This is a genomic window from Mesorhizobium sp. B2-5-7, assembly GCF_006440875.1.
GTDB lineage: Bacteria > Pseudomonadota > Alphaproteobacteria > Rhizobiales > Rhizobiaceae > Mesorhizobium > Mesorhizobium australicum.
Genome location: NZ_VFUO01000005.1, coordinates 419,964 through 438,414 on the forward strand (window position 1 = coordinate 419,964; position 18,451 = coordinate 438,414).

The 18,451-nt window shown below is 60.7% G+C and carries 18 protein-coding genes; 10 read left to right on the top strand and 8 right to left on the bottom strand.

All coding sequences use genetic code 11. The annotated features are described in order from the left end of the window. Nucleotides 1–187: 187 nt before the first annotated feature. The 5 genes from FJ543_RS23095 to FJ543_RS23120 form a co-directional block, all read right to left on the bottom strand. A complete protein-coding gene (locus FJ543_RS23095; RefSeq protein ID WP_224682176.1) occupies nt 188–781 on the bottom strand; it encodes a TetR/AcrR family transcriptional regulator in 594 nt (197 codons plus the stop codon). A gap of 666 nt (nt 782–1,447) precedes the next feature. After that, nucleotides 1,448–1,690, bottom strand: a complete 243-nt coding sequence (locus tag FJ543_RS23100) for a hypothetical protein (RefSeq protein WP_140877415.1) — start codon at nt 1,688–1,690, stop codon at nt 1,448–1,450. A gap of 308 nt (nt 1,691–1,998) precedes the next feature. Further along, nucleotides 1,999–2,229, bottom strand: coding sequence for a DUF6074 family protein (locus FJ543_RS31975; protein ID WP_140877417.1), 231 nt, complete (start codon nt 2,227–2,229; stop codon nt 1,999–2,001). Between the two features lie 1,393 nt (nt 2,230–3,622). Then, a complete protein-coding gene (locus FJ543_RS23115) occupies nt 3,623–4,465 on the bottom strand; it encodes a YihY/virulence factor BrkB family protein (protein ID WP_140877421.1) in 843 nt (280 codons plus the stop codon). A gap of 995 nt (nt 4,466–5,460) precedes the next feature. Beyond that, nucleotides 5,461–5,763: a hypothetical protein gene (locus FJ543_RS23120; protein WP_140877438.1), complete on the bottom strand. Its 303-nt coding sequence runs from the start codon at nt 5,761–5,763 to the stop codon at nt 5,461–5,463. Between the two features lie 294 nt (nt 5,764–6,057). Here FJ543_RS23120 and FJ543_RS23125 point away from each other — a divergent pair, with 294 nt between their 5' ends. Then, complete coding sequence (locus tag FJ543_RS23125; RefSeq protein ID WP_140877440.1) at nt 6,058–6,891, top strand: Ku protein; 834 nt, start codon at nt 6,058–6,060, stop codon at nt 6,889–6,891. A gap of 529 nt (nt 6,892–7,420) precedes the next feature. On the opposite strand, the gene FJ543_RS23135 is transcribed toward FJ543_RS23125, so the two are convergent. Then, a complete protein-coding gene (locus FJ543_RS23135; RefSeq protein ID WP_140877442.1) occupies nt 7,421–7,639 on the bottom strand; it encodes a hypothetical protein in 219 nt (72 codons plus the stop codon). A gap of 219 nt (nt 7,640–7,858) precedes the next feature. On the opposite strand from FJ543_RS23135, the gene FJ543_RS23140 reads away from it, so the two are divergent. Further along, the gene (locus FJ543_RS23140; RefSeq protein WP_140877444.1) at nt 7,859–8,200 is read left to right on the top strand and encodes a hypothetical protein; all 342 of its coding nucleotides are present in this window, start codon (nt 7,859–7,861) and stop codon (nt 8,198–8,200) included. Between the two features lie 147 nt (nt 8,201–8,347). Then, entirely contained in the window at nt 8,348–8,665 is a 318-nt protein-coding gene (locus tag FJ543_RS23145; RefSeq protein WP_015316698.1) for a YMGG-like glycine zipper-containing protein, read from the top strand. A 351-nt stretch (nt 8,666–9,016) separates the two neighbouring features. Here the strand turns inward: FJ543_RS23145 and FJ543_RS23150 are convergent, their stop codons facing one another. Beyond that, a complete protein-coding gene (locus FJ543_RS23150) occupies nt 9,017–10,459 on the bottom strand; it encodes a PLP-dependent aminotransferase family protein (RefSeq protein ID WP_224682175.1) in 1,443 nt (480 codons plus the stop codon). 271 nt (nt 10,460–10,730) lie between these two features. On the opposite strand from FJ543_RS23150, the gene iolE reads away from it, so the two are divergent. From iolE to FJ543_RS23185, 7 genes are all read left to right on the top strand, one after another. After that, nucleotides 10,731–11,639: a myo-inosose-2 dehydratase gene (gene iolE, locus FJ543_RS23155; protein WP_140877448.1), complete on the top strand. Its 909-nt coding sequence runs from the start codon at nt 10,731–10,733 to the stop codon at nt 11,637–11,639. 28 nt (nt 11,640–11,667) lie between these two features. Next, nucleotides 11,668–12,759 carry an ABC transporter ATP-binding protein gene (locus tag FJ543_RS23160; protein ID WP_140877449.1) on the top strand — a complete coding sequence of 364 codons (1,092 nt, stop codon included), beginning with the start codon at nt 11,668–11,670 and terminating at the stop codon, nt 12,757–12,759. A gap of 1 nt (nt 12,760) precedes the next feature. Beyond that, a complete protein-coding gene (locus FJ543_RS23165; protein ID WP_015316702.1) occupies nt 12,761–14,080 on the top strand; it encodes an extracellular solute-binding protein in 1,320 nt (439 codons plus the stop codon). Next, nucleotides 14,080–14,988 (top strand): sugar ABC transporter permease, encoded by a 909-nt coding sequence (locus FJ543_RS23170; protein WP_140877451.1) that lies wholly within the window; start codon nt 14,080–14,082, stop codon nt 14,986–14,988. The genes FJ543_RS23165 and FJ543_RS23170 overlap by 1 nt, the downstream gene beginning before the upstream one ends. A 26-nt stretch (nt 14,989–15,014) precedes the next feature. Then, the gene (locus FJ543_RS23175) at nt 15,015–15,803 is read left to right on the top strand and encodes a carbohydrate ABC transporter permease (RefSeq protein WP_181174056.1); all 789 of its coding nucleotides are present in this window, start codon (nt 15,015–15,017) and stop codon (nt 15,801–15,803) included. 97 nt (nt 15,804–15,900) lie between these two features. Further along, entirely contained in the window at nt 15,901–16,893 is a 993-nt protein-coding gene (gene iolG, locus FJ543_RS23180; RefSeq protein ID WP_140877455.1) for an inositol 2-dehydrogenase, read from the top strand. Between the two features lie 24 nt (nt 16,894–16,917). Then, a complete protein-coding gene (locus tag FJ543_RS23185) occupies nt 16,918–17,856 on the top strand; it encodes a sugar phosphate isomerase/epimerase (protein WP_140877457.1) in 939 nt (312 codons plus the stop codon). Here the strand turns inward: FJ543_RS23185 and FJ543_RS31555 are convergent. Continuing rightward, nucleotides 17,843–18,010 (bottom strand): hypothetical protein, encoded by a 168-nt coding sequence (locus tag FJ543_RS31555; protein WP_181174057.1) that lies wholly within the window; start codon nt 18,008–18,010, stop codon nt 17,843–17,845. The two genes, FJ543_RS23185 and FJ543_RS31555, sit on opposite strands and share 14 nt — an antisense overlap. Nucleotides 18,011–18,451 lie beyond the last annotated feature (441 nt).

Here is an 18,451-nt window from a genome sequence, read left to right on the forward strand (position 1 = left end):
ATACAGCATTCCTGCGGTGAGGAATAAGATCGGCGGGCGCCATCAGGCCAACAGGGTTCACAATCCGAACCGCGGCGGCCCTTAGGGCTGACATATCCGAGCAAGGCTGCCGCAGGCCAGAGCTCGAACCCAGGAATTTGCGGTGGCGCGGTACCTGCGGGTTGAGAACCGGGGGTTGGGGCTCGGATCAAGCCGCGCCTATCAGCCGGTCGATGGCGTTGTTGCAGGCGCCCTTGATGATCCTCGCCACTGCCCTGCTCGATCGTCCCTTGCTGAGATGCTCGTACATCGCGCAACTCGTCAGGCCGAACATTAGGTCGATCGCCTCGGCACGCGCCGTTTTGGCGGTACCCCCGTCCAAGATGCGGCCCACCAGGGTGGCCAGATTACCTCGGCGACGCTCGTTTCTCTCAAGCAATGCCTGCGCGAACTCGTCGTCAATGGCCATTGCGGCGTGAAGGGACGCTAAGGCGGGATCACTGCCCCAGAAAGCGCAGAAGATGTCGACGAGCTGTTCGACGCCCTTGCGGCCGTCCGGATTACCGGTAGCGACGCTGAGACGCGACAAACCACCCCGCTTGGCGATCTCATCGAATGCGGCCTCGAGCAAGCCTCTCCGGGAACCGAAGTGATTGTAGACGGTGAGCCGCGTGACGCCCGCCGCTTTCGCCACCGAGTCCAGCGAAAAACCGGCAATGCCTGCCTCCCGCAGCTGGCGCTGAGCCGCCTCGACCACGTAATCGCGCTTCTGCGCCGCCGCAGCTGCGCGCAACTCACTCACATAGGGCCTTCTCGTCATTCGCCAGTCCAGCTCCCTATGGATTATCCAGTGTACATGTTGTAAATGCAATTAACAACGAAAGGACGTCCATGCACCTTGCGCTCACGATCGCCACCTCGACCCATGTTCTCGCCGTCGTTTTCTATCCGGGTTCCGGCTTTGATAGCACGCAATGGCGGCGTTGGTGCGGAGGGCCTGCTCCCGCCTCAAATGGGCGCTGCGGCCATCGTGATCTTAGTGGCGGGTAGTTTCGAAGGCGCTGCACGAGGGGGCGTGAGGCATGATGGAGAAGTTTTTTGAACTGGGCGCCGCATGTGCGGTTCTCGCCCTCACGGCATCAGCCCTTCGAACCTTGCCGGCGCAAGGCCCAGAAAAAGTCGCCCGGCCGTCTGCTTCTCGCCAACAGAATCGTAGCGATCCTGCTCGCCGCCGCGATCGTCGCCATGGGGCCGCGCGATACGCCTGACAGCGCCAGAGAGGTTGAAGGCGGTCCTGCAGAGGGAAAGGGAAGGATCGAACGTGATTATCGTCCATCGTTTGGGCGCTTATCTCGGGATGCCCGACGGAAGTCCCTTCGTAATGCGCGGGATACTTCAGCTGCGCCGTGCAAGGCTTGGACGACCGGCAACGATGACAACGCGGTTCGGCTAAAAAAGCGTGGACGGCCTACGCTGGCGCAAGCAGCGACCTTATTATTAGCGTTAAGCTCGCCTCATAAACGCAGCACCCGGTCTCGTCGCGGACCCAGACCGCAAAATCGTTGAGGTCTGCCGGCAAAGGATGATGTGCCACGATTGCAGGCAGAAGCCGCTTCGCTTCCTCGCGCATGTCGCACGGGCTCATGTCGACACCCAGATCATCGCGGGTGATCTGCCCATTCTCGATCGTGTCGAAGAAGTACAGCGGCATAACGTTGGTGAACCTGCCGGCTTGAGCTTGGTTCCATCATGGTATTCTCCGGCACTTACCGCTTCGTATCACCGTCCGCTAGGATTGTCGGGTTTCTGACGGCCCGGTATTCCGATTCCCAAGGCAGCACCTCGAATTCGGGCTGGTATCCAGACGCTCTGTAAACGTCCTGCGATAGGTAACTGCATCTGGTCCCCTCTCTCACGCACGCAATGCTGGGACGCCTGGGCACCGGTAAAGGCCAACGATATACGAAACGAAACTCTCCATAGGTGTAGGCTTTCATAGCCTGCCATTGCCGTCTCCATCTATTTTGATGAAGCCGTGGTTCGCATGCGTTGAACCGCATCGAAGAACCGGACAACCTCAGTGCGCGCCTGGTCTGCGTCATCGCCGCGTTCAATCGCGACTGACAACAGATGCTTAGCCGTTTCGTTCCAAAGCACGGCCGCTTCGTCGTTCGGAAGCCGAGCTATTGCGTCGGCGACGATTTTAACGGAGGGACGCTCTCGGCTGACGGGAAAGGCAGACAATGACATGTGGCTGAACCGTTCGGGCCTGACACACCCCGCGCGGGTATTTCAGGTGGCGGGAGCAGGCTAAAACAACAGTCTGTGCCAGAACACCTCAGCTCGACAACTATCCACCGCTTTTCATCAGCCCCCTGCCACTTGGAGGCCTCCTCATGCTCAGCAACCGCCAGGCCCGCACCGAAAGGCATGCAGCGGCCGCTAACCCAATCGGTCCAGCCGGGATCATCGGCAGGCGAAGCCCGTGCGCGGCGTGCAGGATGTAGCGCTCGCTTCGCACACGTCCACGGGCCGGGCGATCACCGTGCGCTAGTGAGTTCCTGGATCGTGTTGTGAATCTTGGTCAACGGCGTTGGAGTTCCCGACCGCGCGGCTTGTGGCTGATGGGCTCGGGTGCTCGGCCTCACCGAGCGAGGAGGGAGAGACTTGCGATTTCACGCAACCAAGTCAGTTTGCCAGCATTGTGTCTTGAAACGCCGGAGGAGGCTTATGCTACATTATAGCGTGCCCCTGGAATTTGAGATCGGTGACGAGGTCGCATTGACGGGCACCGTCACCTCGATACTGCCTAGCGGACGCGCCCAGATAAGCATTCCGTCGTATGGGCAGCCCTACTCGGTTGATCCGCCACCCAAAACCCACGCTGGAGATGAGATCGTTCTCGTGGGGGATATCATCCGCGTCGACCACGGAGCCGACAAGTTGACGGTGCGGATTGACTGTGGGGGCATAATCACTGTCCGACACTCTGCGATCACCAGGTTTAGAAGACACCGTCGGCCATCGTCGCGCTGACGCCCGCAAGCTGCAGAGTGCCCGCACGATGAGCCGCGCCGGGTGGATCTGCTGGAGCGCCACACCGCGGTAATTTTTCGTCCAGCGTGACGCTCCATGTCGCTTGCCCATCAGTGGCCTGAGGTGGCCGCAGTCTGCAAGGCTAACTTTGTTCGTAGGGCTCACCAGTCTGTGCGCTACCCGCCTCGGAGAAGGAGCGGCGTCGCGGTTGCACTGATGGTGAAAGACGGGCCTGCTCACGGCCTATTTGTTTGCCGAATTTGTAGGCCAGACATAGAGCACCGAATTGAACGAGCAAGCGTATCATGGAGGTCTCCTTTCTCGCCATCAAACCAGCCCTGTGCGTTTAGGTTCCAGTTCGGATTTGCGGAGGACGGCCTCGCCGCGCCATCCTTCGTTGCCTTGAATCGGTGTCGGTATTAACAAGCGGGATACATCGGCATTGGCGGCGGGTCCGAAACGGGCGTGCTTCCAGGTCGCGCGCGTGGTCACGTCGATAGTTCATAGCCTGGACTCCGTGCTCGCACCAGGAACGACAATCCCGCACTTTTGCGATCTTCGCCTCGTGTCGGGTCGCTCTGCGGCCGTCACTCAACCCGTTGAGGCCTCACCCAAGCCGGCTTCCGTGTTCCAAAGAGTAGGCGTGAGTGAATTCGGCACCGAGAAGAAAAATCAGCGAGGAGTAGTAGATCCAGAGCAGCACAATGATCAACGCGCTGGCGGCTCCGAATGAAGACCCCATGGCGCTGCTACCCAGGTACAGCCCGATCAGGCTCTTGCCAACCGTGAAAAGCGCGGCCGTCACAAACGCACCGAACCACACGTCGCGCCATTCCAGATGTCGGTCCGGCAGGACTTTATAGATGGTGGCGAAGAGCACTGCTATCAGCAGGTAGGAGATCAAGACATTCAGCCCTTCGATCAAGACGGATCCGAACGGCAAAAGCCGATTGATCGTGTCGCCTAGCGCAGTGATGGCGGCGCTCACAGCAAGCGAAACGATCAGCAGGAAACCGAGGGCGATCACCAGTCCCAAGCTGGCCGTGCGCGCACGGAGCAAGCGAGAGACCGAGCCTCCCTGGGGTTTGGCTTTCCAGATCTCATTCAAGGCCGTCTGCATCTCACCGAACACGCCCGATGCTGTCAACAACAACGTCACCAGGCCTACAATGGTAGCGATGGCACCAGACGATGGGTTGGATGCACTTTGCAGTGCGCTTTGTATCACATCGGCGCTTTTAGGGCCCATCAGGCCCGTCAATTGTCCCGCGACGGCATTGCGCGCCGCGCTCTGTCCAAATACCAGGCCTGCTACGGCCACGACCAACAACAGAATTGGACCCAGAGAGGTCACCGCGAAAAACGCCATTGCGGCGCCATGACTGAAAGAGCTGTCACCGATAAAGCCGGCCACACTCGATTTCGTAATTCGCCAGGTCTTGTCCAGCATCTTGTTTCCCGCTACCGAATACGAAACCCGAGTGATCAGAAGTTTCGCCCCGCTCGGTGACCGTCTCCAGGCCTCGACCACCTATGGATTTGTTCCGCGGCAGCGCCAGATGGTTAACCGCGATGGCCGTCAAACAAGAAGGTCGGTTGATTGTTCCTGGCGTTAGCCCAGTGCGGTTCAATGGCGCCGGAGAATCCCATGGAGGGCGATCACGCCGGCGCGTCCGCGGGAGTGATACGGCGAGGCGTAGCTGCCAGGTTTCGACATTTTGCCAGTTCGGCGCTGACAAGATCAGGTCTGCGAGCCACCAGTTTGGGAACGCAATTCGACGAGCGGGTTATCAGCGAACGCTGCCCAGCGCCGTGAGCTCTGAGAACTCACAAAATTTCGGTGGTGACGACCAAAACGATACCGATCGCTGCTACGGCCATGATCAAGATCATTGCGGCCTCGAAACTTCCTCCGACCCGGCTTATGTGGTCCATCATTTTGAGGCTCCGCTACGGCGGCCTCTTTCTGTTTGCGACAAGCACGGAAAGCTGCTCCAGCGGAATCACCAATGTTAGCGCCTACGAAAAATCGGGCCGCACACGACTTGGCACTCGCTCACCGCGATCTACCGATCTCTTCGGATAGGGACCACGCCCTGAAGCCACTTCCGCAATACTGTGGGTACATCATCGTGGAGCCGTTGCACTGGCTTTGGTGAACGCCGTGAGGGCAGCATTGCCGGCACTGAACTTCTGACCCTGCCATTTTGCCACCTGGCCGCCGACCGGAGAGGCAAGAACGCAAGCAGGAGGAATTCGTTTCGGCTATAATTCACGTCTCCCGCCACCGCCGTTGAGAGGGTTGGAAGCGGATCTGTGTAGGCGGCGGCTGTTCGCAAGCTGCAAGAGACACGACTGGGAACATAGCGGGTCGGTTCCAGCCGACGAGCCGCGGGGCCTGGGCTTGCCGCACCTCGAGCGCACCGGGGTACTCGGTGTCGGTGCCTATGTCAGTTCATAGTAGAAATCGCAGATCAGGTCCGCCACCTTGACGGCTTCAAAGTCCGTCATATGGGCGGTCGTCTCGATGGCGACCGTTTCAATGTCGTCCTGGTCGGCGGCAAGAAGGTCCAAAATCCTGGCGAACTTGAACTTGAGCGCGCGGTCGCCCGCGAATTCATCGAGCGTGACATGCAAAACATTCAGGTTTGCGTCGATCAATCGTGTTTGGATGGGATCGGAAGAGGCGGCTAGCGTGCGAACTGCCGCGAAAAAATGCTCACGCGCATTGGCGTATTTGTCGTCCATTTTTCAAACCTTAAGGTTAGTAGATGCGCTCTGGACGTGGGCGGGAAAGCCGGCTTACGCTTTGGCTCGAACTGAGTCAAATGAGGCAGCACGGTGCGCCCGTCACCGGCAGACGCCGGTGGTGACCGCGCATGCGCGAACGAGGTCGGCTACCGCTCCACAGCATTCCCCGGGGTGTCACCGCTGTCCTCAAACCAGCCCGATGGCGGCAACCGAGTAGCGGAGCCCGGGTGCGCCGACGGAACGGGTGGCGGCTTCGTGTGTTCTTACTGACGGCAGACAAGGAGCGATGTCATGGCGGCACCCCGCGCGGTTTGGAAAGGCTTTCTGAAGGTCGGGTCGGTTTCGTGCGGCGTGAAGATCGTCGGTGCAACCAGCGAGGCCTCCAAGATCCATTTCAAGATACTGAACCGGAAAGATGGGCTGCCCGTCAAAAGCGCGTATGTCGACGAAGAAACCGGCGATATCGTCGAGGGCGAGGACCAGGTTAAGGGATACGAGGTGGACAAGGACCATTTCATCAAGGTCGAGCCGGATGAGATCAAGAAACTCAAGCTGACATCGGCCCACACACTTGAGGTGGATTCATTTGTCGCAATTGAGGAGGTTGACACTCGATATCTGGAAAAGCCCTATTATCTGATCCCGGCGGACGGCGCCTCGCTCGAAGCCTTTTCGGTTCTTCGTGACGCGATGGCGAACAAGCGCGTGGCCGCGCGCTCTTGCGTGGTGCTCTACCAGCGCGGGCGCGAGGTGCTGATCCAACCCTTCCAGAAGGGGATGCTGCTGACCGAGCTGCGCACTCACAACGAGATGACGTCGGAAAAGACGGTGTTCAATGGCCTGGAAAGCCCCAAATACGATGAAGACCTTCTTGAGATAGCCGGGCTGCTGATCGACAAGAAAGTCACCAAGTTCGATCCGTCAAAGTTCGAAGATACATACGAGGATGCGTTGATTGCCATGATCGACGCCAAGCGCAAGGGCAAAGCACCGCCCGAGCCGGCGCCGGCGCCAAAAGAAAACGTCATCGACTTGGCCTCGGTGCTTCGCAAGAGCCTTGCCAAGGAAGGCATTAAGGGCGGCACCAAATCCAAGGGCCGAAAATCGGGTAGGGATGCTGCGTAACGTGCGTAGCCGATCTGCTCTGTTGCCGTAGAACCTCGCAGGCCACCTACGGAACCGGGTCTGCCGCGGCACACGACAGACATTCGTCCGGCTCCAGTCATACGCGCCCCGAGCGACATTTTCATGGGACGGGTTCCTGCCGTGCGGAAGAGCGCGTCCGGATCAAAAGGCGAGCCGGTGGCCAACTCCGCCCGGAAGGCGACAATTTCAATCGCCGTCTTGTTCGGCCGGCCTCTCTCCGTGGGCTGTGCGGCGCAAAAGCTCGTGACTGGCGCTTATTCCATGTCTGACATCGGCGATGACGAAGAGGGTTGTGGCCGTAGTCGCCCAATGCAGGGTCCGCATCTCGGCTTCAGGCAATCACGCCGACATGCTTCGAGGCGAGCGCCTTGGCGATCCTAATCACCCGCTCCTCGCTTCGCTGATCAGTCGGGCCGTAACCGTGAACAGTTCTCATCCAGTCCGCGGTCGAATGCCACGACAACGATGAGTTTCGGCTCTTTCTGAGAAGGCGGATCGCAGTCGGACATCAATCCAACAACTCGATCGCCGCCTTTTTGGCATCATCCATATCCTCGTCCTGCACGGGAGCTTGATCGTCGTGACAGCACGCATCGCCCCAGTTTTGAACCGCGGACATCCCATTGCTCGGAGGAGATGCGCGCCGCCGCAAACATAGCTTAGCGGCCTCGATGGCGCGCGGCTCCACTGTTGAGGAACCTCCTTCGATCTCCAGCTGAAGCCTCATCGTTCGCCTTCCTGTCGCAATTGGGCCAGCAGTGAACGAAATAGGAACAAAAAGTCAGGATGGGCCTTGACGAGACAGGAATATATTCCTTATTGCTGGAAGCAGATGAGCAGGAGAGGCTTGTGCCGGGCGCCAAAAACGGCGGCGGCGAGGCTAGTTCGAAAGACGTGGTCGTTCGGACCGGAACTCCACCCTCCGGAACCCCACAGGATGTTCAACATGCACGACCTGATCGCCTTCTTCCAAACGAATGCCGCATTGGTCATCGGCAACGCCATAGCGTTTGCCACCTTTTCAGTGCTGTTCGGGAGCGGAGGATTCGTCGCCGGCCGCTACTTTCTGACCGAGCGCATCGCGAACTTGGAAAGCCGCATCACGAGGCGCGATGAAGAAATCGCAGCGCTGAAAACTGGAGATAGGAAAAAGGCTGAAGAGCCGTCGCTCATCCCAATAATTGGCACGTCGGTGATTGAGAGCGATGCAACGCCGCTGCTGGGAAAATGGCCGGACCGGCGCCAATCAGGGAAACTATCAGCGCCGCCACGGGAACGTCGTGCCTAACAATCTGGCTGATTAGGGCCCGTTTTAGATCAACGTTCAACCAGCGAGAAACCATGTCTCACTTCGTGAGACAGCCCGCCGCCGTTCCGCCGCAATGCCGCAGCACTTGGCGCGATCGGCCCTCGCGGCCTCAAGGAGGTTCCTCAGATGAGACTCAACAAAGCGGTTTTGGCTGTCCTGATGACGGCAGCTCTGGCAGGCTGCGAAACGCAGACGGAAGGCCAGCAGCGGGCAACTACGGGCGCTCTGCTCGGCGGCGCCGGCGGCGCCCTGGTCGGCCAGGCTATTGGCGGCAACACGAAGAGCACCGTGATCGGCGCGGCCGGCGGCGCGTTGCTAGGAGCAGTGGTCGGCTCCGCCACCACCCCGCAGCGTCGTGAGGATCAGCTCTGCCGGTACCAGGACCGCTACGGCCGAATTTACACCGCGCCGTGCGATGACCGGTACTACAACGGCAATTATTGAGAAGGCGCGGTAGGCTCGCTCGATGGTATGTTAATGCGCCACGCATCTGTGGCGGATGAACAGAGACACCGCTATGCCTATACAGGAGGGGCACATGCGAGGCGGTTGACTGGATATCTGGTGGGGATTTGCTTGGCCATTGTGAGCCAATCAGGTCCTGGGCCAATGCGATGTTACGATTTGCGCAAGGGGCCAGATCGAACTGAATCGGGACAACTCCGACGTCGGACGCCGGCCCGAGACCGTTCAGCGCCCGTCCCCGCCAGGTGAGGTCAGCAGCCAGGTGTTCGGCAAGCCATGGCGAAGGATTTCGAGGTGATGCCGGATCCCGCTTCCTGGCAGGCCGACGGGTTATGACAAAGTCCGTACCTGCTCGATGGCCTGGCGCAGACGTCGGATTCCCGCTTCGCTGTCGGCCTTGTTGCAGGCGGCATAGCCAAGCACGAGGCCATTCCCGGAGGATGACCAGTAATATTTCGAAAGCGGCGATGCGTTGACACCGAGTTTGTCGGCGCATTGCACGACCGCCCGATCGTCGCAACTTCCGTGAAGCGAAGCAACGACCTGGATTCCGGCTTCCGCCGCCGAAAGGGTCATGTGATCGGCCAGTTCGGTCTGGCACAATTCGTAGAAAAGCTTGCGGCGCTCGGCGTAGATGCGCCGCATGCGCTTCAGATGGCGGGTCATGTGGCCTTCATCGATGAAATCGGCCAGTGCTGCCTGCAGCAGGAGGGGCGCGAACTGCCCAGTGGTGCTCAGCGCATGCGGAATGCCCTCGCACAAGGCGGCGGGCAGGACCATGAACCCCAGCCTGAGCGCCGGAAACAGCAACTTGGCAAACGTACCGACATAGATGACCCGGTCCGCGCAATCCATGCTCTGTATGGCGGGCACCGGCCTTCCTTGAAATCTGTACTCACCGTCGAAATCATCTTCAATGATCCAGGAATTGTTGCGCTCGGCGATTTCGAACAGCCGCAGCCGCTGGTCCATGCGCATCGTGATTCCCAAGGGGTGCTGGCAGGCGGGCGTCACATAGATCAGGCGCGGTGAAATCTCGGGCTGGCTCATTTGCCATCCATCGCGGTCGACAACAAGCGGCACAATGTTGGCGCCAGCGACGGTGAAGGTTGCCTTGGCCGCGTAGTAGCCCGGTTCCTCCAGCCAGACTGTGTCGCCCGGATCGAGCAGCAGACGCGCCAGCAGATCGAACGCCGCCTGCGCCCCCGTCGTTACGACGATCTGTTCGGGAGAACATCGCACCCCTCTGGCCGAGGTCAGGTAGCCGGCAATTGCCTCCTTGAGCGCCGGCAGGCCGGTCACATGATAGGTGCCGAACAACATGTCGGCGCCAAACGTTGCCCGGCGTGCGAGCAGCCTGCCCCAGACGCCAAACGGGAAGTTTTGTGGGTCCGGCATGCCCGGATGAAAGGCGAAGCGCCCTGGCGCTCCATGATGGAAGGGTTGCTGCATCAGGCTCTCGCCGCGCCTCGAAAGCGGGCGGCGGATCGCCACGGCAGTGGGTTTGCCACCTTGATCGGTCGAGTTCACGGGCAGGTTGATGACCACCGGTCGCGCGCCCTGCCGGTTCGTAAGATAACCTTCCGTCGCCAGTTGGTCATACGCAGCCAAGATAGTATTGCGGGCGAGGCCCAGATCCTCAGCCAGCGCGCGCGTCGACGGCAATTCCGATCCCGGTGCCAGACGACGCTCACGGATCATCGCGGCAATCTGCCGGTAGAGCTGGCGATGAATCGGTTCATACACAGTCCGATTGATCATCAGCGCGTCCATCGGAAAGCCTTGGCGCTTACGCCTCGATAGCTGCATTGGAAAAGCCTCGCGGGATGAGAGCGGATCGAGCTTAGACGAGCGCCGCGCGAAGTGAAACTGGCACCCTCACTTCTCACCGAACTGGCTCTCGCGATGGAGACAGATCGGCGCTTAAATGAAAGGAAGAGGGAACAACGGGCCCAGACACCACGAGCCGACGCCTTCACCGACCTGGTTGGTTTTGATGAGGCACCGCCAGCAAATGGCCCGGCCTGTCCGATGAGGAACGATGATGGCTGTCTGCATAGGCATAAATCCGATTACCTGGAGCAATGACGACGTGCCCGAGCTGGGCGGGGATACCCCACTCGAGGTCTGCCTTTCCGAAACGGCCGAAGCCGGCTACGCGGGAACGGAACTCGGCGGCAAGTTCCCGCGTGCCAGCAAGGACCTCGCCGTGGCTCTCGCGACCCATGGTCTTAGACTGGTCTCCGGCTGGTACGATGGCCGGATCTGCGAAAAGGAGGTCGAGGAGGAATTCGACGCCATCCTGCCGCATCTGACGCTGCTGCGCGACCTCGGCGCCAAGCACGTCGTCTACGCCGATACCTCGCGTGGCCGCCATGGCGCCATTCACGATCCGATCTCGCAGCGTCCCAAGCTCGCCGACGACGAGTGGAGATCCTACGGCAAGAAGATAACGCGACTGGCTGAACGGTTCGCCGATTTTGGCGTTGGCATGGCCTTTCACCACCACATGGGGACAATCGTCGAGACGGATCACGAGATCGGCAGGCTGATGGCCGGTTCAGGGCAAGCCGTTGGCCTCCTCTATGACACCGGCCATTGCCTGTTTTCCGGCGGCGATCCCGAGACGTTGCTGCGGCGCCACATCGGTCGCGTCGTTCACGTGCATTGCAAGGATGTGCGGCCCGATGTGCTGAAGCGCGCTCGCGCCCTGGATATGAGTTTCATGGGCGCGGTGATGGAAGGCATCTTCACTGTGCCCGGCGATGGGTCCATCGACTATCCGACGCTTTTAGGGGTGCTGGCTGACAATGGCTATACCGGCTGGCTGGTGGTCGAGGCCGAACAGGATCCGAGTAAGGCCCATCCCCTTACCTATGCGACGATGGGCTATCGCAACCTGCACGACCTGGCCCTCAGAGCCGGTTTCGAGGTCAAGGAACGGGAGAACTGATACGCTTAGGGCGCGCTGGGTAGCGGCAATGAGTTCTGTCCTGTACCAAAGTGTGGTCAAGAACTACGGCGCGCTGAACGTCTTGCGCTCGCTTGACCTCGCAGTCCCCGACCACATGTTCCTGGCCCTGCTCGGTCCTTCGGGTTGCGGCAAGACGACGGCGTTGCGCATCCTTGCCGGTCTCGACATGCCGAGCGCCGGCAAGCTCTTCATCGGTGAGCGTGACGTGACCCGGCTGCAGCCGCGCGACCGCGACATCGCCATGGTCTTCCAGAGCTATGCGCTCTATCCGCAGATGACCGTCGCTGAGAACATCGGCTATCCTCTATGGATTCGCGGCATGCCGGATGCCTCGCGCCGCGCCAAGGTCGACGAAGTCGCCACGGTCCTCGAGATCGGCCACCTGCTCGATCGCCGGCCGCGCCAGCTTTCGGGCGGGCAGAGGCAGCGCGTGGCGCTTGCGCGCGCCATTGTTCGCGATCCGGCCGCTTTCCTGATGGACGAGCCGCTGTCGAACCTTGACGCACGCCTGCGCCTGACCATGCGCGGCGAGATCAAGCGGCTTTGCCAGCGGCTTGGCGCAACGACCCTCTACGTCACGCACGATCAGGTCGAGGCCTTGACCATGGCCGACCTCGTCGCGGTCATGCACGCCGGTGAACTGCAGCAGATGGCGCCGCCGGCCGATATCTACGACCGCCCGGCCAACCGTTTCGTTGCCACCTTCGTCGGCAACCCGCCGATGAACATTCTGCCGGTCGCGCTTGCTGAACAATGCATCGCAGTCGGCGGAGCAATGGTTCCGATACAGGCGCCCCGGCTGGCGACATGCCGCGCTGCCCGCGCGGTCGAGATCGGGCTGCGGCCCGAAGACATGAGTGTTGCAGCACCCGGCACGCGGGCCACGTTGCCCGGCGAGATCTATGTCGTCGAACCGATGGGCAACGAGACCTTGGTCAATGTCCGCATCGCCAGCGGCAATGTCTCGGTTCGTGCCGGCCGCGACTTCCGGGGGGCGGTGGGCGCCAACATCGGGCTCACTTTCGATGTGTCGAATGCATGCTTCTTCAATTCCGCCGGCCTGACGGCCGTCCACAGGGTCAACAGTGATGGAGAGTGAAATGACGCAGTCCAGCATTAGCAGACTTACTCGCCGTACCGTGCTCAAGGGGGGAATTGGCCTTGCACTTGCCACGACGGCCCTTACCGCACTGGGCCTGCCTGTCCCGGCGAGCGCCGCCGGGAAGAAGGTGATCATTGGGGCCTTCGCCGATGGCGGCCTGACGCCGTTCAAACAGAAGATCATCCCACTGGCCAAGGATGCCGGCTTCGACATTGAATTTCTCGAGGATGAATATGGCGTAACGCTGGAGAAGTGGTTCGCCGACGCCAAGAACAGCGCCGGCCAGTACGACCTCTATCTTCTCGATGATCCATGGGTGCCGCAGTTCGGCGCCGCCAATGTGCTCGAGGATCTTGGAGCGGCCGGCATCGATGGCGGCGACAAGGACTGGATCGGCTCGATGATCGACATGGGCTACTGGCCGCCTCAGAAAGGCCCGCGCGTGAAGGGTTTTGAAACCGCCGCGCCGGCGCTCATCTGCGTGCCGTTCGTCGGTGATCTGCAGACGCTGACTTACCGCAACGATGTCTACACAGGCGGCGCGCCGAAAACCTGGGACGAGGTGATCGCAAAGGGCAAGGAAGGCGTGGCGGCGGGCAAAATCAAATATCCGGTCGTCTTCCGTGGCGTTTCCGGTAATCCGATCGTGACCAGTTGGTACCCGGTCTTCCTGTCGTTCGGTGGTTCCTTCTTCGACGACAAATGGAACCCGGTCTTCAATTCCGCCGAAGGCAAAGCCTCGGCCGAATTCTTCGTCGGCACCATGAAGCAAAACGCGCCGAGCGGCGTCGTCGAGTTCGACTCGGACCAGGAAGGCGCGGCGATCCTCGGCGGCGAAGCAGGTGCTATCATCCAATATTCCGGCAATGCGCTGAAGGCCGACGATCCGACGCAGACAAAGGTGGCTGGCAAGCTCGACTTCGGAGTCGTGCCGAAGCAGACTGCGGCGATTGCCCAGATGGGTATCTTCATTGCCGGCATTCCGAAATCGGCGCCCAACAAGGCCAACTCGGTCGAGTTCCTGAAATGGTATGTCAGCGCCGGCGTCCAGGCCAAGCTGTCGGAAGCAGGCTCCATCCCGGTCAAACGGAGCGCCTTCGGCGTCGCCAAGCCCGGCAACCGGCTGATCCCCGTCGCCTTGCAGCAGCTCGACGCTGGCGCGCTGCCGAGGCCGCGCACGCCAGATTGGGCCAAGGTTGAGGAACTGCTCGGCATCGAGCTCAACAAGGCGCTCCAGGCTGGCTCGGGTGGTGGGGCCGCATTGGACACCGCCGCCAAGCAGGTCAAGGATTACCTGTCTTCGGTCGGCTATTACTGATGCCAAACGGCGGGACGCAGAATCGCAAATACCGTCTGCAGGGGGCGGGGCTCGACCTCGCCCTCCCTTATCTCATGCTGGCGCCAGGCCTGCTGATCGTGCTCGGCGTGCTCGTCTATCCCTTGTGGGACGGCCTGCGCGCCAGCACCAAGGCCTATCGTTATGGCTCGGTAGTCGCCGATGTCGGCATGGGGAACTACATCAAACTGTGGAGCGATCCCCAGTTTTTGAATTCGCTGTTGGTGACGGTTAAATTCGTCGCCCTGTCGGTCACCTTCGAGGCAATTCTGGGCTTTGCCCTGGCGCTGTTTTGCCTGCGCGAATTTCGCGGCATCCGCCTGCTGAGAACCATCTTGATCATCCCAATGGTGATAACGCCGGTCGTGGTCGCCATCGTCTTCCGGCTGATCTATGCCAGCGACGCGGGCATGCTGACGGCAGTCTCCGAGTGGATGGGCGGCGGCCAGGTGCAAATTCTCGGAAACCCCGTCAAGGCCTTCCTCGGCCTTGTCGTGCTCGATGTCTGGGAATGGACGCCACTGATGTTCCTGATCCTTTTGGCCGGCCTGCAGTCGCTGCCGCATGAACCCTTCGAGGCCGCTCGCGTCGACGGCGCCGGCATCTGGCGGGTGTTTGCCGATCTTACCTTTCCTATGATGCGGCCCGTGCTGGCGATCGCCATCGTGCTGCGAACGATCGACGCCTTCGGCACGTTCGACCAGGTGTTCGTGCTCACCCGGGGCGGACCGGGCGAGGCGACGCGGCTCGTCTCGATCTATGGCTACGACACCGCCTTCAAATTCCAGCAGACGGGCTATGCGGCCGCGCTGTTCGTCACGATCGGGCTGGTCGTGCTTGCGCTGGCCTTGAGCGCCGTGCGGCTTCTGCGCAGGGTCGATGCATCATGAACAATCGTCTGGCGCGGATCGGGTTCATGAGCGCCGTATTGGCCATCGTGCTCCTGCCCGTCTACTGGCTTGTCTCGACATCGCTTAAGTCCAATCGCGAAATCACCCAGGAAGGCACGCTCTATCCACATGTTCCGACGCTGGATAATTATATCAGGTTGTTCACGGAAAAGCAGTTCGGCGCCTATCTGACCAACTCGCTGGTGGTGACGTTCTTCTCCGTGACGATCGCCTTGGTCGGTGGCGCCCTGGGCGCCTATGCGATCGCCCGCTTTCGCTTGCCTTTCATGATGGAGCGCAAGGTCGGCTTGTTCCTGCTGACGCTGCGCATCGTGCCGCCGGTCGTGATCCTGATCCCTGTCTATTTGCTGATGCTCAAGCTCGGCCTGCTCGACAGCTGGTTGGGTTTGATCGCCACCTACACCGCCTTCAACATCACCTTCTGCGTCTGGATGATGGAGAGCTTCTTTCGGGAAATCCCCGTCGATCTGGAGGAAGCCGCCATGGTCGATGGCGATTCCCGCTTCGGTGCGTTCTGGCGCATCACGCTGCCGCTGGCAGCTCCCGGCCTCGCGGCGACCGCTATCTTTGCCGTGCTTGTCACCTTCAACGAATTCCTTTTCGCTCTGGCGCTGACAGCCACGCCCCGGGCGATGACGATGCCACGCGGCACCGCCACGCTGATCGGCCGCATCGACACCGACTGGGCTTCGATGTCGGCCGCCGGCGTTATCGGCGCGTTGCCGATCGTCGTCTTCGCGCTGCTGGTGCAGCGCCATCTGGTGCGCGGACTCACCATGGGAGCCGTGAAATGACGACCTGGCTGGGCAGCCGCTCACGTCAATCAGTCGCTGTCCCGGCCAGGCTAACGGCCGCCCCGGCACCATGCTGCCTTTTAGGAAAATCAAAGAGATGATCGATGTCTGTCTGTTCGGAGCGGGCCTTATCGGCCAGGTACATGCGGCCAACCTCGCGCGCCACCCGCGCGTGCGCCTGCGCTACATCGTCGATCCGAACCCCGAGGCTGCATCGAAGGTTTCGGCCCTGACAGGGGCCGAAATCGCCGACACCCAGACCGTAATGAATGACCTATCGATCGGCATGGTGTTCATTGCTTCGGCAACGAGAACGCATGCCGACCTGGCCATGGCCGCGGCCGCCAAGGGCAAGGCGATTTTCTGCGAAAAGCCGATCGATCTCGATCTCCAGCGCACCGATCAATGTCTGGCGGCTGTCGAGAAGTCAGCTGTGCCCTTTCAGATCGGATTCAACCGTCGGTTCGACCCGAGCTTTCGGGCGCTGAAGGCGCGACTTGCGCAAGGCGAGATCGGTGCCGTCGAACAGGTCATCATCACCAGCCGGGATCCGGAGCCGGAAACCGAGCAAGCGCTGGCGGGAGGAGGGGGGGTCTTCCGGGAGATGACCATTCACGACTTCGACATGGCGCGAAACCTGTTGGGCGAGGAACCGGTCGAGCTCTTCGCGACCGGGTCGTCGCTTGTCGCGCCGCAATATGCCAAGCTGGGGGACTACGATACCGCGATGTTCGTGCTGCGCACGGCGTCGGGCCGGCAATGTCACATCAATAACAGCGTCAGGGCCGCCTACGGCTACGACCAGCGCATCGAGGTGCATGGCGCCGACGGGATGCTGCGGGCCGGCAACAGGGTGCCGACATCGGTCGAAATGTCAGGCGCGAAGGCGATATCGCACGACAAGCCCTATTACTTCTTCGTCGAGCGCTATGCCGAGTCCTACGCGGCCGAGATCGATCATTTCATTACCTGCGTCGAAACGGGGCGACGGCCCGACGTCACGGCAAGCGACGGCCGCAAAGCGATGATCCTATGCGAGGCAGCGCTTGCCTCCGCCAAGTCGGGCAGGTTCGAGACCGTCAGGTTTTAGATCAACCAAAATGAGGAGCTTCCGATGAAGATCGGCATGATTACGGACAGCCTCGGCGACCTCTCATTCGACGAGATGTTAGCCGCCTCCGCCGAGCTTGGGCTTCAGACATTGGAGTTCGCGTGCGGAAACTGGTCGTCGGCGCCCCACATCGACCTTCAGGCCATGCTCGCGAGCGCTGCCGCGCGCAAGGAGTTCGTCGCCAAGATCCGGGATCACGGGCTGACGATTGCAGCGCTCAATTGCTCGGGCAATCCGCTGCACCCAGGCCCGCAGGGGAAGGTCCATCATGGAGTGACACAGGACACAATTCGCTTGGCCGGCCTGATGGAGATCGACCGTGTCGTCATGATGTCAGGCCTGCCGGGCGGACCGGGTGACGCCAACCCGAACTGGATCGTCACCGATTGGCCGCCGGAATGCCTCAAGATCCAGCGCTATCAGTGGGAGGAGCGCATCATTCCGTACTGGCGCGACCTCGTGGCTTTTTCAAACAACCTTGGCATTCACAAGCTATGCGTGGAACTGCATGGCCACCAGGCCGTGTACAACGTCCAGACATTGTTCAAGCTGCGTGACGCTGTCGGAGAGACGGTCGGGGCCAACTATGATCCCAGTCACCCGCTGTGGATGGGGGCGGATCCGATTGCCGGCATTCGCACGCTCGGCTCGGCCATCTACTATGTCCACGCCAAGGATATCCGGGTCGAGCCCATCGTCGCAGCCATGGACGGCACACTGGACCCGCGCCCACCACACCTCTATGCCGAACGAGCCTGGAATTACATCACACTCGGATACGGTCACGGTGAGACCTGGTGGCGGCAGTTCTGTACCGCGCTCAAGCAGGTTGGCTACGACGACGTCTTGTCAATTGAGCACGAGGACATGATGCTGACCCCTATGGAGGGTATGCGAAAATCCGTTGCGCTGCTGCGCAACGTCGCAATCAACCTGTCCTAATCGGCGACTTGCCGAAGTTGGCTGCAAGCGCATCGGGCGCGACCTCGTCATTGGAACTGACCGCGATGGCAGCTTCCACGGCCGCGATTATGTCATCGGGGTTGGATGGCTTGCCGAACGCAATGCCGCGACTGAATACTTCATCCTGGCCCAAGGGGTCACTGCCGGTGTGGACAATGAACGGCACGCCGCGAGCTAACGAGCGTCTTTGCCAAGGCGGAGCATTCTCCGTCCTTCAACGAGACATCCAGCACGGCGGCGTCTGGTCTGGCTGCCGCCAAAAAAGTTTCACCTTCTGCGCATGACGCAGCACAACCGCGCTGAAGCCACCGTCATTCAGCGCGGACTCGAGATCCAAAGCGATAAGGGCCTCATCTTCCAGGATGAGGACGACGGGTTTTTCCGAAGGCATCCGTATCAGGCAGGCAGGGATTGGTTAATCGAGTTCTGCACAGTCTTGGTTGCCATTTTTCCCGCATAATCCCCATAACAAATGTTAGTATCCAGTTCTCCCGCAGACAAGGAAGATGGTTGTTCGTTTCCAGCCGAGCGCGGCTGCGGGAACCATCGGGCCAATGCACTTGGGGGGTTATCG

Coding starts and splice junctions, on each gene's coding strand:
- FJ543_RS23100 (WP_140877415.1), bottom strand. CDS start 1,690: ATGCCGCTGTACTTCTTCGACACGATCGAGAATGGGCAGATCACCCGC.
- FJ543_RS31975 (WP_140877417.1), bottom strand. CDS start 2,229: ATGTCATTGTCTGCCTTTCCCGTCAGCCGAGAGCGTCCCTCCGTTAAA.
- FJ543_RS23115 (WP_140877421.1), bottom strand. CDS start 4,465: ATGCTGGACAAGACCTGGCGAATTACGAAATCGAGTGTGGCCGGCTTT.
- FJ543_RS23120 (WP_140877438.1), bottom strand. CDS start 5,763: ATGGACGACAAATACGCCAATGCGCGTGAGCATTTTTTCGCGGCAGTT.
- FJ543_RS23125 (WP_140877440.1), top strand. CDS start 6,058: ATGGCGGCACCCCGCGCGGTTTGGAAAGGCTTTCTGAAGGTCGGGTCG.
- FJ543_RS23135 (WP_140877442.1), bottom strand. CDS start 7,639: ATGAGGCTTCAGCTGGAGATCGAAGGAGGTTCCTCAACAGTGGAGCCG.
- FJ543_RS23140 (WP_140877444.1), top strand. CDS start 7,859: ATGCACGACCTGATCGCCTTCTTCCAAACGAATGCCGCATTGGTCATC.
- FJ543_RS23145 (WP_015316698.1), top strand. CDS start 8,348: ATGAGACTCAACAAAGCGGTTTTGGCTGTCCTGATGACGGCAGCTCTG.
- FJ543_RS23150 (WP_224682175.1), bottom strand. CDS start 10,459: ATGGACGCGCTGATGATCAATCGGACTGTGTATGAACCGATTCATCGC.
- iolE (WP_140877448.1), top strand. CDS start 10,731: ATGGCTGTCTGCATAGGCATAAATCCGATTACCTGGAGCAATGACGAC.
- FJ543_RS23160 (WP_140877449.1), top strand. CDS start 11,668: ATGAGTTCTGTCCTGTACCAAAGTGTGGTCAAGAACTACGGCGCGCTG.
- FJ543_RS23165 (WP_015316702.1), top strand. CDS start 12,761: ATGACGCAGTCCAGCATTAGCAGACTTACTCGCCGTACCGTGCTCAAG.
- FJ543_RS23170 (WP_140877451.1), top strand. CDS start 14,080: ATGCCAAACGGCGGGACGCAGAATCGCAAATACCGTCTGCAGGGGGCG.
- FJ543_RS23175 (WP_181174056.1), top strand. CDS start 15,015: ATGAGCGCCGTATTGGCCATCGTGCTCCTGCCCGTCTACTGGCTTGTC.
- iolG (WP_140877455.1), top strand. CDS start 15,901: ATGATCGATGTCTGTCTGTTCGGAGCGGGCCTTATCGGCCAGGTACAT.
- FJ543_RS23185 (WP_140877457.1), top strand. CDS start 16,918: ATGAAGATCGGCATGATTACGGACAGCCTCGGCGACCTCTCATTCGAC.